Here is a 16,463-nt window from a genome sequence, read left to right on the forward strand (position 1 = left end):
TGCGGTCGGTCCGGTCGCGCGGTCAGGGCGAAGGCGTGGGCGGCGAAGGCGGCGGCAGCAGGGGCTTGAGATCGGCGGGGATCTCCGCCTTCGGGTAGCGCTGCACGAAGGCTTTCAGGCTGGCCTTGGCTTCGTCGGTATCGCCGGCATCGCGCAGTTCGCGGATGCGTGAGAGCCAAGCCTGCCTGACCTCGGGCGCATCGGCGGTGGCGGGCGGGCGGGCATCGAAGCCGGCGCGGTCTTCCGTGGGTGCGGGCGGAGGCGGCGGAGCTGCAGGCGGTGCAGGCGCGGCGATGCGTGCGGTCGGCGCATCGGCAGCCTGCACAGCGCGATTGCGTTCGGCGGCGACGGGGGCGGGAGTTGCCGGCGGCGGTGCGGGGGCATAGGCGGCATCGGCCGAAGTCGGCGCGGGACGACGCGGCATCTCCTGCACCAGATCGCTGTCCACCACGGCGCTCTTTGCCGCCATCGCGGCCGGTGCGGGCTCGGGGGCGACGGCTTCGGCTTCGCTGGCGGCATCGACGGCGGGTTTCATCGCGACCTCGGCCATCGATTTCGCCGCGGGTGATGCGGGTTTCTGCGCGGCGCCCGGCAGCGGCGCGGACATCATCGGCGGGGCAGGCGGCGGCACGGCATCCGCGGCGACCTGGGTGGCGACATAGGCCACGGGCGAACGCTGGCCGTTGGGATCGGTGTCGGCGGCCACCGGCGCGGGCGCTTCGTAACGCACCGGCTGGCCGGGATGCAGGATCGGCTCCAGTCGCCAGACCAGGCCGGCGACGGCGGTCAGCGATGCCGCGACGCCCAGCCACACCGGCCAGCGCTTCGGGCGCCGCCGCGCAGATGATGAAGGCGCATGCACCGTGCCGCGCCCGGCCATCGCCAGGATGCGGGCATCCAACTCCGCCGACGGTTCGCCGCGCGGCGCGATGCGCGCCAGCTGTTCGGCCAGCAGGCGTTCTTCGGCGTCCAGCATCGGGTCGCGTTGCGTCGTCATTCGTTCAACCTCGCGCGAAGCTTGTCCATCGCGTAGCGCAACCGCGACTTCACCGTTTCCCGGCCCGCGCCGGTCGCCTCGCCGATTTCCTCCAGCGTCAGTTCCTGTTCCAGCCGCAGCAGCAGCACGGTGCGCTGTTCCTCCGGCAGTTCCGCCAGCGCCAGCTGCAGCCGGCGGCGTTGTTCGAATTCCGACAGCGCGCGTTCCGGCGTGTCGTGGTCGGCGATGCGGGCCACGCGCTCCTCGGCATCGCCGGGGGCGGGCGGCCGATGCTTCTGCGCGCGCCAAAGGTCGTTGAGCCGATTGTGGGCGATGCGGTACAGCCAGCCGGTGAATGGCGCATCCGGCTTCCACTGCGCACGCGCGGCGATGACCCGCTGCCAGATGTCCTGGAACAGTTCGTCGGCAAGTGCCGCATCACGCAACTGGCGCAGCAGGAAGCGGTAGAGCGGCGTGCGATGGCGGGCGTAGAGCCGCGCGAAGGCATCAGTGTCGCCGGCCGCGTACGCCAGCATCAGGCTGGCGTCGCTTTCTTCGTCCACCGGTTGACCAAGGGGCAGCTCCATGCCGCACAGACTACGCGGTGCGGCAGGGGGCGGGAAGCAAGGACGAAGCCGCATCGCCGCCCCGACCATGGCGATGTCAGTCGTTGTGGCCATCCGCATTGCCGCCGCGCACCAGCCGTGCCGCGCGGTCGATCAGATCGATGAATTCGGCACGGTCGCCGTTGCGGTCGGCTCCGATGCCGGTCGATGCGAGGTTGCGCAGGCGGCGTGCATCCCAGCCTTCGATGTTCTTGCCGCCACGCAGCAGGTCGGCGAAACCGGCGACCGAGGCGGCGAAGCGCAAGTCCGGGCTGGCGTTGGGCTTGAGCGACGCGCGCGCGATGGGCCGCTCGATGAGCCGGCTCTGCGTGCCGCCGGGCAGCTTGTAGCGCAGCTTGAGCAGGGCGACTTCGCTGCCGTTCGCTTTCGCGCCGGCGGCCGCGCCGTAACGCAGCCTGGGCAGGCGTTCGCCGCCGCTGCCGACCAGGGCGACTTCGTAGAGCGCGGTGACCTCGTGGCCAGCACCGATCTCGCCGGCATCGACCGCATCGTTGTCGAAATCCTCGTCACGCAGCGCCCGGTTCTCGTAGCCGACCAGCCGGTATTCGGCGACCACGGCGGGGTTGAACTCGACCTGGATCTTGACGTCGCTGGCGATGGTGAACAGCGTGGATTGCATGTCGCGCACCAGCACCTTTTCGGCCTCGCGCACGCTGTCGATGTAGGCGTGGTTGCCGTTGCCGACATCGGCCAGCCGCTCGGCCATCGCATCGTTGTAATTTCCGGTGCCGAAGCCGAGTGTGCTGAGCGCGATGCCCGACTTGCGCTGGTCGGCCACCAGCGTTTCCAGCGCCTTGCGGTCGACCACGCCCACATTGAAGTCGCCATCGGTGAGCAGCAGCACGCGGTTCACGCCGCCCTGCCGGTAGGCCTCGCGCGCGACCCTGTAGGCCAGCTGGATGCCATCGCCGCCATTGGTGCTGCCGCCGGCTTCGAGCCGGTCGAGCGCGGCGAGGATCTCGTCGTGGCGGTCACCCGGCGTAGGCGGCAACACCAGTCCGGCCGAACCCGCATAGGCGACGATGGACACGCGATCACTGGCGCGCATCTGCGGCACAAGCTTGCGCAGCGCGGTCTTGACCAGCGGCAGTTTGTCCTCGTCCATCATCGAACCCGAGGTGTCGATCAGGAACACCAGGTTGGAAGCCGGCAGCGTGGTGCGCGGCACTTCGTAGCCCTTGATGCCGACCATCAACAGCTGCCGGTTGGCGTTGAACGGCGAGGGCGCGAACTCAGTGCTGACTCGGAACGGCACGTCGCGCGTGGCCGGCGCCGGATGGCCGTAGTGGAAGTAGTTGATGAATTCCTCGGCGCGCACCGCATCGGCCGGCGGGCGTACGCCGGTAGCCAGCATCCGCCGCACATTGCTGTAGCTGCCGGTATCGACGTCGATGGAGAACGTGGACAGCGGCGTTTCGCTGGCACGCCGTACCGGGTTGTCGTCGGGGCGCTCGTAATGCTCGGTATTGGCGGGCTGCGGCATCACCACCGGCGGCATCGGCGCATACAGCGCCTGGCGCATGGCCATGTCATGGCTGGCGACGGCCTTGCCCGCCATCGGCGCGGGTGGCGCGGGCGGCGGCGCGATGGGCGACACGCTCACCGCATCCAGCGACGGATCCGCGGCGGCTTCGTTCTCGACGGTGGTGCGCGGCCCGCTCTGGCAGGCGGTGAGGATCAACACGCTGGCAAACAGCAGGGTGCGGCGTTGCGAAGACATGGCGGAACTCCGAAGGGGTCAGTCCGGAAAACGCCCGGGCTCCGCAAACGGGGTTGAACGATGTGGTTTTTTACGGCTGGCGCAGCACCAGCAGCCGTTCTTCGGTCATGTCGTGGATGGCCCAGCGCACGCCTTCGCGGCCCAGCCCGGAGTCCTTGATGCCGCCGTAAGGCATGTTGTCAACGCGGAAACTGGGGATGTCGCCGACGATCACGCCGCCGACTTCCAGCTGTTCCCACGCCTGCATCGCATGGGCCAGATGGCCGGTGAACACGCCCGCCTGCAGCCCGAAATCGCTGTCGTTGGCGCGTCGGATGGCGTCCGCGAAATCATCGAAGGGCTCGATGAAGGCGACCGGGCCGAAGGCTTCCCTGCGGTACAGATCGCAGTCGTGCGGCACTTTTTCCAGCAGATGGGCGGGCAGCATGTTCCCGGCGCGTGGGCCGCCGGCCAGCACTTTCGCGCCGCGCTTGACCGCATCCCTCATCCAGCTTTCGACGCGCTTGGCGGCATCCTCGTCGATCATCGGGCCGATGAAGGTCTTCTCGTCGCGCGGGTCGCCCATCCGCAGCGCCTTCACCGCATCGCGCAGTTTTTTCCGCAGCTTTTCGACGATGTCGCGGTGGGCGTAGATCCGCTGCACGCCGATGCAGCTCTGGCCGCTCTGGTAGTACGCGCCGAAGACCAGCCGCTCGACGACGTGGTCGAGCGGTGCGCCCGGGTCGGCATCGATGATGCAGGCGGCATTGCCACCGAGTTCCAGCGTGACCTTCTTCTTGCCGGCACGCGCCTTCAGGTCCCAGCCGATGAGCCCGCCCGTGAACGAGAGCAGCGCGATGCGTTCGTCTTCCACCAATTGCGCTGCGTCCTCGTTGGAGCAGGGCATGATCGAGAACGCGCCCTTGGGCAGGTCGGTTTCGGCCAGCACCTCGCCGATGATCAGCGCGCCGATCGGTGTCTTCGCGGCGGGTTTGAGCACGAACGGGCAGCCGGCGGCGATGGCCGGCGCGACCTTGTGCGCGACCAGGTTGAGCGGAAAATTGAAGGGGGTGATGAAGCTGCACAGCCCCACCGGAAAACGCCGCGTCATGCCGCGATAGCCGCGGGTGCGCTCGCTGATGCCGAGTTCGATGACTTCGCCGCCGATGCGCGTAGCCTCACCCGCGGCGATGCGGAAGGTGTCGATCAGCCGGGTGACTTCGCCGCGTGCGTCGCGGATCGGCTTGCCGGCTTCGATGCACAGCGCTTGCGCCAGTTCGTCGCGGCGTTCAGTGAAGCGCGTGACGCAATGCTCCAGCACGTCGCGGCGGGCATCCGGCGGAAACGCAGCCATCGCCGGGCGTGCCTTGTGTCCGGCCACGATGGCCTTGCGCACCAGGGCGGCATCGCCAAAGGCCACGCGTGTCGCGCGCTTGCCGCTGAATTTGTCGAAGACCTCCAGCGTCTCGCGCGATTCCGTGGGACGGTTGGCGAGGTAGAGCGGGTAGGACTTCTTCAACTTCATGGTCACGGCCTCCGGGGCGGGAGCGCCAATCTAACGCGGCGCAGGTCAGCGCGATGGCAAGGCCGGCTCAGGGCTCGACGCGCATCCGCAGCTCGCCATCGACCAGTTGCGCGCTGATCGCGTCGCCGGGGCGTGCATCGGCGGCGCTGCGCACAAGATGGCCATCCTCGCGGCGCAGGATGGCGTAGCCGCGCGCGACGGTGGCCAGCGGGCTGATCGCCGCCAGCGCACGCGCGAGACCGATCAGCTTCTGCTGGTCCAGCTGCATCCGTGCCTGCAAGGCGGCATGCGGTCGTGGGCCGAGCGCGCGCAGGCGTTGCGACAACAGCGCGATGCGGCGTTCCGGCGCCTGTGCGCGCAGCGATGCGCCGGCATGGCGGGTGCGGGTCACCGCGTCCTGCAGGCGGCGGGCGAGGACCGCGTCCAGCCGGCGTCGGGCGTCGCGTTCGCGGGCGCGGAGCAGGGCGAGCCGCGCCTGCGGGCGTTGCGCGTTCAGCCGCAGCGCGGCGCGATCGAGCCGCTGCATCGCCGTGCGCAGCTGGTGCGCCTGCTGGTTTTCCAGCCGCTGGTTCAGGCGGCGCACGCGCTGCGCCAAGGCGACGCGATCAGGCGCGATGAGCTCGGCGGCGACGGAAGGCGTGGGCGCGCGCAGGTCGGCGGCGAAATCGGCCAGGGTGAAGTCGGTCTCATGGCCGACCGCGCTGACGATGGGGATGGGCGAGGCGGCGATGGCGCGGGCCAATGCTTCATCATTGAAGGCCCAGAGGTCTTCCAGCGAACCGCCGCCGCGGGCCAGCACCAGCACGTCGTAGCCGCCGGCGGTGATCGCGCGCGAGAGCATGCCGCGGATCTGCGCCGCCGCCGTCGCGCCCTGCACCGGCACCGGCAGCACATCGACCTCAAGCAAAGGAAAACGCCGCGACAGCACGGAGAGCACGTCGCGCACGGCGGCGCCGGTCGGCGAGGTCAGCACGCCGATGCGGCGCGGGAACACGGGCAGTGGCCGTTTGCGGGCGGCATCGAACACGCCTTCGGCCGCGAGTTTCGCCTTGAGCTGTTCGAAGGCCCGGCGCAGCGCGCCTTCGCCGGCTTCCTCCATGTGGTCGAGCACCATCTGGTACTCGCCGCGTGCCTCGTACAGGGTCAGCCGGCCCCGCGCGAGCACGCGCATGCCTTCGCGCGGCACGAACGGCAGCCAGGAGGCCTTCGGCTTGAACATCGCCGCCCGCACCTGTGCGCGTTCATCCTTGAGCGTCAGGTAGAGGTGGCCGGAGGACGGGCGCGCCACGTTGCCGAGCTCGCCTTCGATCCACACCAGCGGGAAGGTGTCCTCCAGCAGGTTGCGCGCCAGCGTGTTGAGCTGGCTGGGCGTCAGGATCTCGTCGGCGGGCGCGTCGATGGGCATCGGGAAAGGATACCCGCAGCTACAATTCGCCCATGAATCCCGAACTCCCGTTGCCCGAGCCCCCCGAATTCGGCGCCCGTCCGCGCCACCCGACGCGCCAGGTCGTTGTCGGCAAGGTCGCGGTCGGTGGCGATGCGCCGGTGGTCGTGCAGTCGATGACCAATACCGACACCGCCGATGTCGCATCCACGGTGAAGCAGGTGGCCGAACTCTGGCGCGCCGGCTCCGAGCTGGTGCGGATCACGGTGAACAACGCGGAGTCCGCAGCCGCGGTGCCGCGCATCGTCGAGAAGCTGGCGATGATGGGCATCGACGTGCCGCTGATCGGCGACTTCCACTACAACGGCCACACGCTGCTGACCCAGGAGCCGGCCTGCGCCGAAGCACTGGCGAAGTACCGCATCAACCCCGGCAATGTCGGCTTCGGCAAGAAGAAGGACACCCAGTTCGCGCAGCTGATCGAGTTCGCCATCCAGTACGGCAAGCCGGTGCGTATCGGCGCCAACTGGGGTTCGCTGGACCAGTCGCTCGCCGCCACGCTGATGGACGAGAACGCGCTGCGCGCCGAGCCGTGGGATGCCGGCCGCGTGCTGCGCGAGGCGTTGATCCGCTCGGCGCTGGACTCGGCGCATCGCGCGGTGGAACTGGGCCTGCCGGCGGAAAAGATCATCCTCAGCGCGAAGGTGAGCGGCGTGCAGGAACTGATCGCGGTCTATCGCGACCTGGCCGCCCGCAGTGATTTCGCGCTGCACCTCGGCCTGACCGAGGCCGGCATCGGCAGCAAGGGCATCGTGGCGTCGAGCGCGGCGCTGGCGGTGTTGATGCAGGAAGGCATCGGCGACACCATCCGCATCTCGCTCACGCCGGAGCCGGGCCAGTCGCGCACGCAGGAAGTCATCGTCGCGCAGGAGCTGCTGCAGACCATGGGCCTGCGCGCGTTCACGCCGATGGTCACCGCCTGCCCGGGTTGCGGTCGCACCACGTCCGAGTTCTTCCAGGAGCTGGCGAAGGTGGTGCAGGCGCATGTGCGCGAGAAGATGCCGGAGTGGAAGGTCACCCGCCCCGGTGCCGAGAACATGACGCTCGCGGTGATGGGCTGCATCGTCAACGGGCCGGGCGAGTCGCGCCACGCCAACATCGGCATCTCGCTGCCGGGCACGGGCGAGACGCCGGCGGCGCCGGTGTTCATCGATGGTGAAAAGGCCGTCACCCTGCGCGGTGACAACATCGCCGGTGAATTCATCACCCTCATCGACGATTACGTTGAACGACGCTACGCCGCCATCATCGACTGACGCGGTCAAGGCCATCGCCGACCAGGCGCGCTTCGGCGCGCACGAACTGGGACGCTCCTGGTGGCGCATCGCCCTGTTGTTCGGCGCGATATTGCTGCCGCTGTGGGCATTCGGCGCACTCGCCGAAGAGGTCCACGAAGGCGAGGCGTTCGGCTTCGACCAGCCGTTCCTGCAGTTCGCGCAGTCGATCCACGGGCCCGCGCTGGACGCCGTCTTCCTGTGGTTCTCGAAGGTCGGCTACCTGCGGGGCGTGGTCCCCGCCGACATCGTCCTCGTCATGCTGCTGTCGGTGCTGCGCAGGAAGCGGGAAGCGTTGTTCGCGGGTGTGGCGCTGGCGGGTTCCGGCATCCTCAATGTCGCGGCCAAGCATTACTTCGGGCGCGCGCGGCCATCCCTGTGGGAGTCGCTGGCCCCCGAAACCACCTACAGCTTCCCCAGCGGCCATGCCATGGGCTCGATGACGCTGGCAGCGGTGCTGGTGTTGCTCTGCTGGCGCACGCGCTGGCGTTGGCCGGTGCTGGTGGCGATGTCGGCCTTCGTGATGATGGTCGGGCTGTCACGCGTCTATCTGGGTGTGCATTACCCGAGCGACATCCTCGCCGGCTGGGCCGCGGCGCTCGCCTGGGTGATCGGTGTGTATGCGGTCCTGTTCCGCGGCAGTTTCCGGCCCTGGCGGCGGCCGCAGCCGGTTGAATGAATCAGTGCGGCTTGCGGGCCGCACGCTGCGGGAAGACCAGGATGCAGATCACGATCGCCACCAGCAGCACGAACGAGGCGGTGTAGCGGCTGACCTCCAGCCCGCCCTTCGCGATGGGTTTGTCGAGGAAGTCGCCGACCACCGCGCCCAGCGGACGGGTTAGCACGAAGGCCGCCCAGAACAGCGTGGTGCGCGAAATCGACGTCCAGTAATAGGCGGCCGCGACCAGCGCTAGCAGGCCGCCGAAGATCGCCGCCGCGCCGGTATAGCCCAGTCCTGCGGTATCGGCGGTCCAGTCGCCGAGTGCGGTGCCCAGCGTCTGCGAGAACAGGATGGTGATCCAGTAGAACCATTCCGCGCGCGGGGTGCTGACCGAATCGACCGAAATCGATCCCAGGGTGCGCCGCCACCACCACAGCGAGCCGGACAGCAGCCCCAGCAGCAACAGGCTGCCCCCGCTGTAGCCGATGCCCAGCGAGCGGTCGGCGAAGTCGGCCGGGGTGGTGCCAAGCGTGGTGGTGGCGATGATGGTCAGCCAGTACAGCCATGCGTTGAAGCGCATGGCGCGGATCTGCGCCAGCACGAACGCGATGAAGACGGCAGCGAAAATCGCGGTGCTGACCAAGTAGCCCAGATTCATCGACATCGACAACGTATCGCCGCCGGTCTCGCCGAGCGTGGTGGCAAGGATCTTGATGATCCAGAAACCCAGGGTGATCGCCGGCACCTTGGCGAGGGCGGCCTCGGTTTCGCGGGATGCGACGGTCTCCATGTGGAGGGCTCCAGGACGTTGCCTGCAGGCTGCCGGGAGACTTGTCGGAATTCGGTGCGAATCGGGGGGGCGGTCGCTCAGCCGCGCGCGGCATCCATGCCGGGTTCAGTTGCCCGGCTCGACCGCTTCGCTGGGTGCATGGGTCGCGTTGCGCTTGGCCAGCTGCGCCTCGCGGTGCGCGATGTAGGCGGTGGCGGTGAGGATGATGGCGGCGCCGACCAGCGTCCAGCGGTCGAGCGTTTCATCGAACAGCCACCAGCCGGCGAACGTCACCACCGGCAACTGCATGAAACTGATCGGCGTGAGCGCGGAGACTTCGCCCAGCTTCAACGCGCGCGTCCACAGCCATTGCCCGCCGGTCCCGAACAGGCCGCACAGCGCCAGCCACAGCCACGCCTCGCCCTGCGGCCAGTGCCAGCCGGGCAGGGCCGGCAGCAGCGACATCGGCACCCAGAACAGATAGGTCCAGAGCACGATGGTGTCCGGCCCATCCACCTTCGACAGCTGCTTGATCTGGATGGCGACGATGGCCGACAGCACCGCCGCCGCGATCGCCACCAGCAGGCCCGGCGTGAACGCATGCGAGCCCGGCCGCACGATCACCAGCATGCCGATGAAGCCGATGGTGACCGCCATCCAGCGGCGCATCCGCACTTTCTCGCCGAGCAGCAGCACGGCGGCGATGGTGACGAAGATCGGTGAGGAATACGCCAGCGAGATCGCCTGCGACAGCGGCAGGTGGGCGATCGCCCAGAAGCCGCAGAACATGCTGACCACGCCAATCGCGCAGCGGATGAAGTAACGCGAAAGTTGTTTCGTGTGGACGATGCCGGCGAGTGCCTGGCGTGGCTGCGTCGAACGCAGCACCGGCACGGCCAGGATCGGCAGCAGCGCGACCAGGCCGAACAGATTGCGAAAGAAGGCGATTTCCCAGGTCGGTTCGGTCCTGGAGGCGAGCCGGATGCAGATCGCCATCAGGCCGAAGCTCAGTGTGCTGGCCAGCATCAGGCCGGCGGCGCGTGCCTGCACGCTGCGCGGTCGGCTCACCAGCGCGCCCCGACCAGCCGGGGCTCGGGTTCGATGTCGATGTGGAAGCGTTCGTGCACGCTCGCGGCAATGCGCCGGGCGAGGTCGAGCAGTTGTTCGCCGCTCGCGTGGCCGTGGTTGACTAGCACCAGCGCGTGGCCGGGCGAGACGCCGGCATCGCCGTCGCGATGGCCCTTCCAGCCGGACTGGTCGATCAGCCACGCGGCGGACAGTTTGCGCTGCGCCTCGCTGCCGGCGCGGAACACCGGCATGGCGGGGTATTCGCCCTGCATCGCGGTGGCCGTGGCGACATCGACGATGGGGTTCTTGAAGAAGCTACCCGCGTTGCCGATCAGCGCCGGGTCCGGCAGCTTGCGGCGGCGCAGCGCGATGACCGCGTCGGCGACGTCACGCGCGGTGGGCGAGTCGATGCCCATCGCCTGCAGTTCCTCGCCGATGCCGGCATAGCCGAGCTGCAGCTTCGGCACGCGCGACAGCCTGAAATCCACGCGCATCACCGCATGCCGCTGCGGGTCGGCCTTGAACGCGCTCTCGCGGTAGGAGAAGCCGCATTCGGCGTGCGGCCACCAGCGGGTCTCGCCGGTGACGCGGTCGTGTACCTGCACCGCCTCGATCAGGTGCATCACCTCGACGCCGTACGCGCCGATGTTCTGGATCGGCGAGGCACCGACCGTGCCCGGAATCAGTGCCAGGTTCTCCAGCCCGGACCAGCCGTTCGCCAACGTCTGCATGACGAAGTCGTGCCAGACCGCACCGGCGGCGGCACGCACGCGCACGCTGTCGCCATCGTCGTCCAGCGGTTCGATGCGGGCGTCGACGGGTTGCACGACGGCATCCACTTCCGGCGCGACCAGCAACAGGTTGCTGCCGCCGCCGACCAGCAACGCATCGCGGCCGGCTTGGGCCAGCGCGTCGGGTAGCGCATCGAGGTCATCGACCTGGAGCAGCCGCCTGGCGCGGGCGGCGATGCCGAAGGTGTTCGGCAGGGGCGCGTCGTGCTGCGTGCGGATCGCCGCTTCAGTCATTGGGGATGCGCATGCCGGAGCTCGGGGCTTCCTTGCGCCGGCGGATCGCTTCTACGCATTCGCCGACCAGCTTCGGGCCGCGATAGACCAGGCCGCTGTAGAGCTGCACCAGCTGTGCGCCGGCGGCGGTTTTCGCCACCGCATCGGCGCCGGACAGGATGCCGCCCACGCCGATCAGCGGCATGGATTCCGGCAGGCGCGTGCGAAGGCGGCGCAGCGTGGCGGTGGAGCGGCCGAGCAGCGGCGCCCCCGACAGACCACCGGCCTGCTGTGCCATCGGGTGCTGGCTGATCGCCACGCGGCTGACCGTGGTGTTGGTGGCGATGACGCCGTCCACGCCCATGTCCGACAGCACGCGGCTGGCGGCATCGACATCCTCATCGGTGAGATCGGGCGAGACCTTGACCAGCAGCGGCACGCGCCGGCCATGCTGCGCGGCCAGCTTTTCCTGCGCCTCGCGCAGGGTGCCGACCAGCGCACGCAGCTGCTGTTCTTCCTGCAGCTCGCGCAGGCCGGCGGTATTGGGCGAGGAGATGTTGACCGTCACGTAGTCGGCCAGCGGATAGACCCGCTCCAGGCAATGCAGGTAGTCACGCGCCGCCGATTCGTTGGGCGTGTCCTTGTTCTTGCCGATGTTGATGCCGAGGATGCCCAGCCGCGTCGGCAGCGCCTCCACGTTGCGCACCAGCGCATCGACGCCGAGGTTGTTGAAACCCATGCGGTTGATGATGGCGCGGTATTCCGGCACGCGGAACAGGCGCGGACGCGGGTTGCCTTCCTGCGGGCGCGGCGTGACCGTGCCCACTTCGACGAAACCGAAGCCCAGCGCGAACAGCGACGCGATGTGCTCGCCGTTCTTGTCCAGGCCCGCCGCCAGCCCGACCGGGTTGGGGAAGGTGAGCCCGAGCAGCTTGGTCGGGAACGGCGCCGGTGCCTTCGGCAGCATCATCCGGCCCAGGCCCGAGGCCGCGGCGACATCGCCCCAGGCCAGCGCAAGCCGGTGCGCGCGTTCGGCATCGAGCTGGAACAGCAGGGGACGGATCAGGCCGTACATCGCGTCAGCTCCAGCCGAACCAGGCGAGACCGCCCATGAACAGGAACAGCGCGGAAATGCCAAGCACCCCCATCACCACCTGTCCCCAACCCAGCACCAGGCCGATCACGGCCATCGCATCGCCTTCGTAGCGCTCGGGCTGCGCACGGATGTCACGCCGCGCCAGATGGCCGGTGATGATGGCGATGATGGAGCCGACGATGGGCATCACCATCCACGCCAGGATGCCGCTGATCAGGCTCACCACCGCCAAGCCGTGGGTCTGGCGCGTGGCGGGCAGGCCTTGCGATGGGGGAGGCAGCGCGCTCATCGGTCAGAAGTCGAACTTGATGCCCTGCGCCAGCGGCAGCGCGTCGGAGTAGTTGATGGTGTTGGTCTGGCGGCGCATGTAGGCCTTCCACGCATCGCTGCCGGATTCGCGGCCGCCGCCGGTTTCCTTCTCGCCACCGAAGGCGCCACCGATCTCCGCACCCGAGGTGCCGATGTTGACGTTGGCGATGCCGCAGTCCGAGCCGCTCGCGGCCAGGAAGGCTTCGGCGCGCTTCAGGTTGGTGGTGAAGATGGCCGAGGACAGGCCCTGCGGCACCGCGTTCTGCATGTCGATGGCGTCCGCGATGTCGGCGTACTTCATGACGTAGAGGATCGGCGCGAAGGTCTCGTGCTGCACCACCTCGGCTTCGTTGGTCAGGCCGGTGACGATGGCCGGCTTCACGAAGAAGCCCTTGCGCTCTATCTTTTCGCCGCCGATCTGCACCTTGCCGCCGGCCGCCTTGGCCGCGGCGATGGAGTCGAGGAAGGCGTCGACCGCGTCGGAGGAATTCAGCGGTCCGACCAGGTTGGCCGGGTCGGTCGGGTCGCCGATCTTGCCTTCGACCTGCCCGTAGGCCTTGATGAGCGCGGCCAACACTTCGTCGTAGCGCGACTCGTGGACGATCAGGCGGCGCGTCGTGGTGCAGCGCTGGCCGCAGGTGCCGACGGCGCCGAACACGATCGCCGGGATCGCCAGCTTCAGGTCGGCGGTTTCATCGACGATGATCGCGTTGTTGCCGCCGAGCTCCAGCAGCGAGCGGCCCATGCGGCGCGCCACGCGCTCACCGACCGTGCGGCCGACCTTGGTCGAACCGGTGAAGCTGACTAGCGCCACGCGCCTGTCATCGACGAATTCCTGTGCCAGTTCGGTGCCGGCATCGTTGAACAGGAAGAAGATGTCGGGGAAGCCGCCGGCACGCAGCGCCTCGTTGCAGATCTTCATGCTGGCGATGGCCGAGAGCGGCGTCTTCGGCGACGGCTTCCACACCGTGATGTCACCGCAGATGGCGGCGATGAAGCTGTTCCACGCCCACACCGCGACCGGGAAGTTGAACGCCGAGATCACCCCGACGATGCCGATCGGGTGCCACTGCTCGTACATGCGGTGGCCCGGGCGCTCGCTGTGCATGGTCAGGCCGTAGAGCTGGCGCGACAGACCGACCGCGAACTCGCCGATGTCGATCATTTCCTGCACTTCGCCGTCGCCTTCCGGCTTGGACTTGCCCATCTCCAGCGCCACCAGCGAGCCCAACGCGTCCTTGTGGGTACGCAGCGCGTCGGCGCACAGGCGGATGGCTTCGCCGCGCTTCGGCGCGGGCGTGGTGCGCCAGACCTTGAAGGCGGCTTCGGCGCGTGCCATCAGGGTGTCGTAGTCGGCCTTGGACGAGGCATGCACCTTGCCCAGCACCTCGCCGGTGGTGGGGTTGACCGGTTCCAGCACGCCGGCATCGGTGGTCTTCGACCATTCGCCTTGGCCGAGGTAGCTGCCGGATTCAACGGCACCAAGGCCGAGCTTGTCGAGGACGGGATGCGACATGGGGGAACTCCTGAAAGATCAAGAAATATGGCGACCCCGAGACGATTCGAACGTCCGACCTGCCCCTTAGGAGGGGGCCGCTCTATCCAACTGAGCTACGGGGCCAAGCCGCGGGATTATCGCATGGGCGTATTGCGGCCCGGGTACGCGCTCAGGGCTGGACCGGGGCGTGCGCGTCGAGTGAAGCGGCCAATGCATCGGCGACGGCGGCCGGTGCGCGCATCCACCCGAAATGCCCGTGGTGGCCGTCGGTCTGCGTGCGGTCGATGTGCTGGAGGTGGACCGCGCCACCCACGCGTTCGGCGAGCCCGCGCATCGAGGCTTCGGGGGCGTACCAGTCGTCATCGAGCAGCACGCCCTCCACCGGTACACGCACGTCGCGCATCAGCGGGTCCAGATCGCGGCCCATGCTGTGGATGAGGTAGCGCTCGGCGCGTCCGGTGCCGGCCCAGTCGCGCATCACGCCTTCGGCCTCGCGCCCGCCAAAACCAATGGTCCGCCCGGGCAGGGCACCGAAGCGCTTCGCCAGCCACGGCGTCAGCGTGAACAGCAGCGGCAGGCCCCAGCGCAGCCGCGCCGAGAAGGCGGGCGCGAAGGGCACGCCACTGCCGACCAGCCACAGCCGCGAGGCGGATTCCGGCGCCAATGCCAGCCGGCAGGCCGACATCTGACCACCCAGGCTGTGGCCGCCGAGGATCGCCGGCAGGCCGGGCAGTCGCTCGGCCATGGCGCGCTGGCTGGCCGGGATGTCGCGTTCCAGCAGCTCGCGGTAGGCCCAGTTGCAGGCGTGCGAGGCGCGCAGCGAACTGCTGCCGTGCCCGCGCCATTCGTGCAGGAAGGTGGCGATGCCGCGTGCGGCCAGCGCTTCGGCGAAGGCCTGGTAATGCCGCGCGGCGACACCGAGCGCGGGCAGCCAGAGCAGGGCGGCGCGCGGCGATCCGGGGATGCAGGCGTCGAGCGTCCAGCGGTGGCCGTCCTCGCTGGCGAGCGCGATCTGTTCCATCGTCATGTTCATGCGCGATGGGCGGCGCCGAAGTGATCCAGCACGACCATGCCGGCCTGTCCGGGCCGGTAGCCGAGCGCGAGTGCGCGGGCGACGTAATCGCCGGCTTCGCGGGCGGCTTCGATGGGCGCCAGGCCGCGGCACAGGTTGGCGGCGATGGCCGAGGCCAGCGTGCAGCCGGTGCCATGGCCTTCGATGTCGAGGCGGGCGTGCACGAATTCCGCTTCGTGTTCGCCATCGAACCAGCGGTCGCGGACCAGCATGCCCTCGTCGAGATGCGCGCCCTTGAGCAGCACGTGGCGCGCGCCGAGCGCATGCAGTTCGCGCAGCGCGGCGCTGACCGAAGCCGCATCTTCAATCCTGCGGCCGAGCAGCCATTCGGCTTCGGGAATGTTGGGCGTCAGCACGGTGGCCATCGGCAGCAGGCGTTCGCGCAGGGCGATATGGGCGGCATCGTCCAGCAGCTTGGCGCCGGAGGTGGCGACCATCACCGGGTCCAGCACGATGAAGCGGGGCGCGTGCGCGGCGAGCGCGGCAGCGACCGCATCGACCACTTCCGCGTTGGCCAGCATGCCGAGCTTGACCGCGACGACGTTGAAGTCGGCGAAGCAGGTATCGATCTGCGCGCGCACGAACGTCGTCGGCGGCACGTGGACGGCGGTGACGCCCTGGGTGTTCTGCGCGGTGAGAGCGGCCAGCACGCACAGCCCGTGCACGCCGTGGGCGGCGAAGGTGCGCAGGTCGGCCTGGATGCCGGCGCCGCCGCCGGAATCGCTGCCGGCGATGGTCATGGCGCAGGGTGGGCGGGAATCAATGTTCATGGCGGCTGAAACGATGGTGGTGGTAGAGGGCGTAGCCGATGCCGACCACGCCGGTCCAAGTGGCGGGGACGTAGAGCGCATCGTAGGAGAAGCGGCGGAACAGCAGCGCGCCGATGGCGCAGCCGGTGGCGAACGCGCCGATGGTCAGCACCGACAGCTGCATGCGCTTGAACTCGAACGGCATGCCGCGCAGCGCGTGGCCGAGCGCGATGCCGATGTCGGTGAACAGGCCGGAGACATGCGTGGTACGCACCAGGGCGTCGCTGTAGGTGGTGGCGATGGCGTTCTGCAGGCCGCAGGCCACGGCCGCGAAAACCGGGCCGGCCATGGTGCTGGACCTGAACGACATGGCGGAGGCGAACAGCAGCGCCGAGACCATCGCCAGGGCCACGCCGTAGCGCCGCCCCAGCTTCAGGCGCTGGTCCTGGATGATGAGGCCGCCGGCCGCCGCGCCGGACACGAACGCAAGAATCATCGACGCCAGTTGCCCGCTCGCACGCCAGTTGCCGCCCGACAGCGCCTCGCCGAGCAGGGTGGTGGTGCCGGTCAGGTGGGTGATGCCCTGGTGCTGGAAGCCCATGTAGCCGACCACGTTGACCATGCCGGCGATGCAGGCCAGTGCGCAGGCACCGAGGATGACCCAGGCCGGCAAGCCGTCGCGGTTCTTCATGG

Annotated in this window: 16 protein-coding genes and 1 tRNA gene; 2 read left to right on the top strand and 15 right to left on the bottom strand. The window is 68.9% G+C overall.

All coding sequences use genetic code 11. The features are described 5' to 3' along the window. Positions 1-22: 22 nt before the first annotated feature. The 5 genes from DCD74_RS03025 to xseA form a co-directional block, all read right to left on the bottom strand. Positions 23-997, bottom strand: coding sequence for a hypothetical protein (locus DCD74_RS03025; protein WP_112926015.1), 975 nt, complete (start codon positions 995-997; stop codon positions 23-25). Next, positions 994-1,563: an RNA polymerase sigma factor gene (locus DCD74_RS03030; RefSeq protein WP_112926016.1), complete on the bottom strand. Its 570-nt coding sequence runs from the start codon at positions 1,561-1,563 to the stop codon at positions 994-996. Before DCD74_RS03030 ends, DCD74_RS03025 begins: the two co-directional genes overlap by 4 nt. 76 nt (positions 1,564-1,639) lie before the next feature. Then, complete coding sequence (locus tag DCD74_RS03035; RefSeq protein WP_112926017.1) at positions 1,640-3,322, bottom strand: vWA domain-containing protein; 1,683 nt, start codon at positions 3,320-3,322, stop codon at positions 1,640-1,642. Positions 3,323-3,392: 70 nt separating this feature from the next. Then, positions 3,393-4,826 carry an aldehyde dehydrogenase family protein gene (locus DCD74_RS03040; protein WP_112926018.1) on the bottom strand — a complete coding sequence of 478 codons (1,434 nt, stop codon included), beginning with the start codon at positions 4,824-4,826 and terminating at the stop codon, positions 3,393-3,395. Positions 4,827-4,893: 67 nt separating this feature from the next. Next, positions 4,894-6,231, bottom strand: a complete 1,338-nt coding sequence (gene xseA, locus DCD74_RS03045; protein WP_112926019.1) for an exodeoxyribonuclease VII large subunit — start codon at positions 6,229-6,231, stop codon at positions 4,894-4,896. A 32-nt stretch (positions 6,232-6,263) separates the two neighbouring features. Here xseA and ispG point away from each other — a divergent pair, with 32 nt between their 5' ends. Both ispG and DCD74_RS03055 read left to right on the top strand, forming a co-directional pair. Beyond that, entirely contained in the window at positions 6,264-7,526 is a 1,263-nt protein-coding gene (gene ispG, locus DCD74_RS03050) for a flavodoxin-dependent (E)-4-hydroxy-3-methylbut-2-enyl-diphosphate synthase (protein WP_112926020.1), read from the top strand. 13 nt (positions 7,527-7,539) lie between these two features. After that, positions 7,540-8,223 (top strand): phosphatase PAP2 family protein, encoded by a 684-nt coding sequence (locus DCD74_RS03055; RefSeq protein WP_237049685.1) that lies wholly within the window; start codon positions 7,540-7,542, stop codon positions 8,221-8,223. A 1-nt stretch (position 8,224) separates the two neighbouring features. On the opposite strand, the gene DCD74_RS03060 is transcribed toward DCD74_RS03055, so the two are convergent. From DCD74_RS03060 to DCD74_RS03105, 10 genes are all read right to left on the bottom strand, one after another. Then, positions 8,225-8,995 carry a COG4705 family protein gene (locus tag DCD74_RS03060; RefSeq protein WP_112926021.1) on the bottom strand — a complete coding sequence of 257 codons (771 nt, stop codon included), beginning with the start codon at positions 8,993-8,995 and terminating at the stop codon, positions 8,225-8,227. A gap of 105 nt (positions 8,996-9,100) precedes the next feature. Next, the gene (locus DCD74_RS03065) at positions 9,101-10,000 is read right to left on the bottom strand and encodes a DMT family transporter (RefSeq protein ID WP_112927632.1); all 900 of its coding nucleotides are present in this window, start codon (positions 9,998-10,000) and stop codon (positions 9,101-9,103) included. Positions 10,001-10,038: 38 nt separating this feature from the next. Continuing rightward, entirely contained in the window at positions 10,039-11,067 is a 1,029-nt protein-coding gene (gene murB / locus DCD74_RS03070; RefSeq protein ID WP_112926022.1) for a UDP-N-acetylmuramate dehydrogenase, read from the bottom strand. Then, positions 11,060-12,121, bottom strand: a complete 1,062-nt coding sequence (locus DCD74_RS03075) for a quinone-dependent dihydroorotate dehydrogenase (protein ID WP_112926023.1) — start codon at positions 12,119-12,121, stop codon at positions 11,060-11,062. Before DCD74_RS03075 ends, murB begins: the two co-directional genes overlap by 8 nt. A gap of 4 nt (positions 12,122-12,125) precedes the next feature. Then, positions 12,126-12,431, bottom strand: coding sequence for a DUF4190 domain-containing protein (locus DCD74_RS03080; protein ID WP_174887954.1), 306 nt, complete (start codon positions 12,429-12,431; stop codon positions 12,126-12,128). A 3-nt stretch (positions 12,432-12,434) separates the two neighbouring features. After that, complete coding sequence (gene amaB, locus DCD74_RS03085; protein WP_112926024.1) at positions 12,435-13,967, bottom strand: L-piperidine-6-carboxylate dehydrogenase; 1,533 nt, start codon at positions 13,965-13,967, stop codon at positions 12,435-12,437. A 28-nt stretch (positions 13,968-13,995) separates the two neighbouring features. Then, a tRNA-Arg gene (locus DCD74_RS03090) sits at positions 13,996-14,072 on the bottom strand. Positions 14,073-14,118: 46 nt separating this feature from the next. Further along, positions 14,119-14,982, bottom strand: a complete 864-nt coding sequence (locus DCD74_RS03095; RefSeq protein ID WP_112926025.1) for an alpha/beta hydrolase family protein — start codon at positions 14,980-14,982, stop codon at positions 14,119-14,121. Beyond that, positions 14,979-15,791, bottom strand: a complete 813-nt coding sequence (gene thiD, locus DCD74_RS03100) for a bifunctional hydroxymethylpyrimidine kinase/phosphomethylpyrimidine kinase (RefSeq protein WP_112926026.1) — start codon at positions 15,789-15,791, stop codon at positions 14,979-14,981. The genes DCD74_RS03095 and thiD overlap by 4 nt, the downstream gene beginning before the upstream one ends. Then, positions 15,781-16,461, bottom strand: coding sequence for a YoaK family protein (locus tag DCD74_RS03105; RefSeq protein WP_112926027.1), 681 nt, complete (start codon positions 16,459-16,461; stop codon positions 15,781-15,783). Before DCD74_RS03105 ends, thiD begins: the two co-directional genes overlap by 11 nt. Positions 16,462-16,463 lie beyond the last annotated feature (2 nt).

The sequence above is a fragment of the Lysobacter oculi genome (assembly GCF_003293695.1).
In the GTDB taxonomy this organism is placed as follows: domain Bacteria; phylum Pseudomonadota; class Gammaproteobacteria; order Xanthomonadales; family Xanthomonadaceae; genus Solilutibacter; species Solilutibacter oculi.

What these genes read in the sequence shown, in the direction of transcription:
- xseA (WP_112926019.1), bottom strand. Translation starts at nt 6,231, where the DNA reads ATGCCCATCGACGCGCCCGCCGACGAGATCCTGACGCCCAGCCAGCTC.
- thiD (WP_112926026.1), bottom strand. Translation starts at nt 15,791, where the DNA reads ATGAACATTGATTCCCGCCCACCCTGCGCCATGACCATCGCCGGCAGC.
- DCD74_RS03030 (WP_112926016.1), bottom strand. Translation starts at nt 1,563, where the DNA reads ATGGAGCTGCCCCTTGGTCAACCGGTGGACGAAGAAAGCGACGCCAGC.
- murB (WP_112926022.1), bottom strand. Translation starts at nt 11,067, where the DNA reads ATGACTGAAGCGGCGATCCGCACGCAGCACGACGCGCCCCTGCCGAAC.
- DCD74_RS03095 (WP_112926025.1), bottom strand. Translation starts at nt 14,982, where the DNA reads ATGAACATGACGATGGAACAGATCGCGCTCGCCAGCGAGGACGGCCAC.
- DCD74_RS03060 (WP_112926021.1), bottom strand. Translation starts at nt 8,995, where the DNA reads ATGGAGACCGTCGCATCCCGCGAAACCGAGGCCGCCCTCGCCAAGGTG.
- DCD74_RS03035 (WP_112926017.1), bottom strand. Translation starts at nt 3,322, where the DNA reads ATGTCTTCGCAACGCCGCACCCTGCTGTTTGCCAGCGTGTTGATCCTC.
- DCD74_RS03065 (WP_112927632.1), bottom strand. Translation starts at nt 10,000, where the DNA reads ATGCTGGCCAGCACACTGAGCTTCGGCCTGATGGCGATCTGCATCCGG.
- DCD74_RS03080 (WP_174887954.1), bottom strand. Translation starts at nt 12,431, where the DNA reads ATGAGCGCGCTGCCTCCCCCATCGCAAGGCCTGCCCGCCACGCGCCAG.
- DCD74_RS03025 (WP_112926015.1), bottom strand. Translation starts at nt 997, where the DNA reads ATGACGACGCAACGCGACCCGATGCTGGACGCCGAAGAACGCCTGCTG.
- DCD74_RS03105 (WP_112926027.1), bottom strand. Translation starts at nt 16,461, where the DNA reads ATGAAGAACCGCGACGGCTTGCCGGCCTGGGTCATCCTCGGTGCCTGC.
- amaB (WP_112926024.1), bottom strand. Translation starts at nt 13,967, where the DNA reads ATGTCGCATCCCGTCCTCGACAAGCTCGGCCTTGGTGCCGTTGAATCC.
- DCD74_RS03075 (WP_112926023.1), bottom strand. Translation starts at nt 12,121, where the DNA reads ATGTACGGCCTGATCCGTCCCCTGCTGTTCCAGCTCGATGCCGAACGC.
- ispG (WP_112926020.1), top strand. Translation starts at nt 6,264, where the DNA reads ATGAATCCCGAACTCCCGTTGCCCGAGCCCCCCGAATTCGGCGCCCGT.
- DCD74_RS03040 (WP_112926018.1), bottom strand. Translation starts at nt 4,826, where the DNA reads ATGAAGTTGAAGAAGTCCTACCCGCTCTACCTCGCCAACCGTCCCACG.